Annotated in this window: 1 protein-coding gene; it reads right to left on the bottom strand. The window is 67.9% G+C overall.

Features of this window, described 5'->3' with window-relative positions:
- Positions 1–369: 369 nt before the first annotated feature.
- Entirely contained in the window at positions 370–1,212 is an 843-nt protein-coding gene (locus ACZ6TI_RS05260; RefSeq protein WP_465344288.1) for a hypothetical protein, read from the bottom strand.
- Between the last annotated feature and the right edge of the window lie 2,559 nt (positions 1,213–3,771).

Genomic DNA, 3,771 nt, shown 5'->3' with positions numbered 1-3,771 from the left:
ACGGCCGCCCGGCACTGCTGAACTAACCGGGCCAGCCCAGCCGAAAGAGGCTAGACGCCGCGGCAACAACCCCGCCGACCAAGCCAGCCCGCAAGCGTCAGCGCGCTCCAGCACCAAACGCGACCGTGCCAGCACCACTGAAGTAACCAGCCGACCCAACCGCGAACGGGTAGGCGGCGCGGCGCACAATCGCCGACCAAGCCGACCGTCGGGCGCCGGCCTGCTGCGGGAGCCGTCGACAGGTTCCTCGGACTCTGTTGTGGCCATTCCAGCGCCGATTGTCACGGCGGTTGCACCGCCGCGAAGACATGCCGTGGACGGCAGGTCTCGTCAATCACGACGATGCCCCGCAGGTCGCCCCGTGTTCAGTCAGCGTGCGGTCATCTTTGGCTCTGCGGTGTCGGCATTGGGTTGGCGCGGCACGGCTGCTACACCGGAGGTCGGCGACGCGTCTTCGTTATCCCCACCGAGTCCATCGGAAGCATGACTGCCTTCTGCAGCGGTGGAAGGTTCAGCTGCCGCAACTACGGCCGGCCTGTCGGGTGCCGAGCCGCCCTGCGTGTCCGCTGCCGAGCTGTCGTCGTTGTCGGTGGTGCTGCGCGGCGCCGGCGAGTCGGCAACCGCTGACTCCGAACCGCTGTCCGCGTTTGATAGGCCCACCCCCGAAGCGGACGGCGAAGCGGGGTCGACAGCTATTGATCCACTGACGTCGTCTGTCAGGTCCTCGGAGGCGTTCGGCGCGGGCACCCGAGCAGAGCCGATGCCGGCAGCGGGCGCTCCGGAACCCGATGAGGACGCGGATGCGATCTTCGTCTCAGGCGCCTCCGCGGTCGGTGAAACGCTGAAGGTTGAGGGCGACTCCCACAGGATGTGGGGCGGTTCTGCGTTCGCCTCGCCGCCGAAGTCAGCCAGCCAGGCCGCCACGAGCGACATGTTTTCGCGCCACTGCCGCTCCGGAATGGTGGGCAGGATGTCGTCCCACAGCGACAGGAACGTGCCGCGCAACTGAAGCCGGCCGTACGGCCGGGCCAGGAACCACATGTGCAGATGCGCTGACCCGTCGCCCCAACGATTCACGTGAACCCTCGCGACGCCATCCAGAGAGCGGATCGCCCGCTCGAGTCGGACGGTCATGACGCCGAGCTCGGCAGCGAGCAGATTCGGAAGGTCGCCGAGGTCCAGATGCGAGCGGCACTCGAGAATCAACACGATCGGAAGGCCGGTCGGACGGTCCATCGCCCGGACGCGCCAGCGCTCACTGAACCAGATGTACGAGTCGTCTGGCGTGTTGCAAGCGACGCACTCCGACGCGTCTTCACCACTGCGCGGAGGCTCGACGGCGACCGGCGCGGCGAGGTCCTTGATGCGCATGTCGCCCTCGAAGGGAAACGAGGGCCAGCGGGTGAAGTCCGGCAGGGGGGCGGCGTTGTCGGGCACGACGCTGACCCTAGTGCAGGCCAGGGCACACTGTCCCGACCCAATTTCGCGCGGATTAGACGATCAAGCAGGTCAGACGTACCCGACGCCCCAGCGTCGAAGTCGATCACTTTCCGTGGGCACCAAACCACAGCAGAAGTTATCCACAAAAGTTATCCACAGGCGGCGCCGTTTCACGTGAAACGCGACGTAGAACGCTTGCACCCCCTGTGGATACACACGTGGACAACCGCTGCTCACCCCTGCCGCGTTTCACGTGAAACCGAGCAACACGGTTTCTCAACAGGCCAACACACAGCCTGTGGATAACGTCGTTTCCCGATAGACCACGCCACCACCGTCGATCAACAAGCCAACGACCCACTCAGGCCCGACCAAGCCCCGCACCCAGCATCGGGGCCGATCATGAGAGTTCTTCACGCCAGTCGGCGCTACCCCCACACGGCCGCCACGTCCAAGGCGCGTTCTCCACGGTGTCGTCCGCGAGGGCCCACACGGGGTCGGCTCTACCCAGATTTCGAAGTCTGCCGAGCCACCCGAATCCGGCGCGTCACTCGACATGGCCGGCCATCCGTGAGGGCCGAAATAGCCCCGCAACCGCCGCTTGCTTAAGCCCCAACTTCAGTGCCGTCCCGAATCAGCAAGCTGACCAGATTCGGACGAGGTCAGCCGCCGGGTTCCACTCCATCTAGCGCATCGCCGGCCGGTAGTGGGCTGTGGCGAGCGACTTGCGTCGCCTGCCTGAGGCTTCTCTCGAGGAGGCCAGCTGGCTGACGCTTTCACAGCGGCCGGCCGCATGAGCCGGCCAAAGCAAGAACTCAGCGCCCGCTGCCTGCGCTGAGGTCGGATCTGCCATCGGGCCCCAGGGCGAGTCCGGCAGCGACCGCGCGGTTCCCAAGCGACCCGATCCGCATGCACCGACTCGGCGTTGGTCGCCGATCAGGCTGTCACTGACGCTTCTGGCATTGGCTCAGCCCATCCAGGCCGCAGCGACAGCAACCCGGCAGGCCTCACCCTCGACAAGCCCAACCCCAAGCCCAAGACCAACCGCGCCGAACGCCAGGACCCCTTGCAGAAGTCGCCAAGCAGTCCACTGCCGGCTCCGACGCGATCGTCGGAGTGGAAGCCAGTCGACCACCTACTGCGCTTCCACCAACGCTTAGAAATTCGTGGAGTCAGTCGCAGCCCCCGCAGCGCCGCCGACGAGGACACCAACAGGCCGCGGCACTGACCCAGCTCGAGAGTTCGGCGTTGAAGCGCACGCGGGCGGCCGGAGCGAGCGAAGTGGCGGCCCATGACGCTCCACGAGTTGTGGGTGAGATCAGCTCGCGCAGGCCTCTCAACGGGCTTGACTCCATGGCTCGCCAACTGTCCGTGGCGCCTCAGTCCAGTCGTAGGTCATGCCAGTCGTAGGTCGTGGCCACCCGGCAAGCTTTAGTAACGACGCAGACGGCCACTCGTCCAACGTCAATGCGGCACGGCATTCCGACCTGACCATCGCAACGCGCTCGCCCTTGATAGAGATTGGGCTAGACGTAGCAACCTCGGGGTGACGGAGCCGACGGCCTTTGCATCCTGATATAGGCGCGCCTGTGGCATAGCGCACTCGATAGCCGATGTGCCCCCGGGTCGACGGGCGGCCGATCATTTGTACGTCGTCACTCGCGCCCGCGCCGGACCCGTCTACGACCCACAAGAACTCTGCCGGCTGCCGCTCTTGATCCGAGGGTCCACGACGTCGACCGAAGACGCCGCCCGGCCACAGGCAAGCCGTCCTGTTGTTCGGTCAGTGAGGCGGCTGGTCAGTGGCCGGCCACTCAAAGGGGCCGGAGCCTTCGGCGGTGGGCGTGGGCGGCGGGCCGTGAGCCGTCGCTGCGGGCAGTGGGTGGTCGCCGTGGCCTCCGTGAGCCGTGGCCGTGGCCCGTAGCAACGAGCCGCAGGCCGTCAGCCGCGGGCCGTGAACGGCGAGCGTGGCCCTGGGCGGCGAGCCGCAGGCCACCGGCCCGTCGTCATGGGCCGCGGGCCGTCGGCGTGAACCGTGGGCCAGGGCCGTGGGCCAGGGCCGTGGGCCAGGGCCGTGGGCCGTGGGCCAGGGGCCAGGGGCCAGGGGCCAGGGGCCGGGGGCCGGGGGCCGGGGCCGGGGGCATGGGTAGTCGGCGGGGGCCAGGGCCGGGGGCGGTGGGCATGGGCCGTCGGCGTGGGCGGTGGGCGTGAGCCGTCGGCCAGGGCCGGGGGCGATGGACGTGGGCCTTGGACGTGGGCCTTGGACGTGGGCCTTGGACGTGGGCCTTGGACGTGGGCCTTGGACGTGGGCCTTGGACGTGGGCCTTGGAC

The sequence above is a fragment of the Actinoplanes sp. NPDC051388 genome, from assembly GCF_055586225.1.
This window is presented reverse-complemented; position numbering and strand designations above follow the sequence as displayed.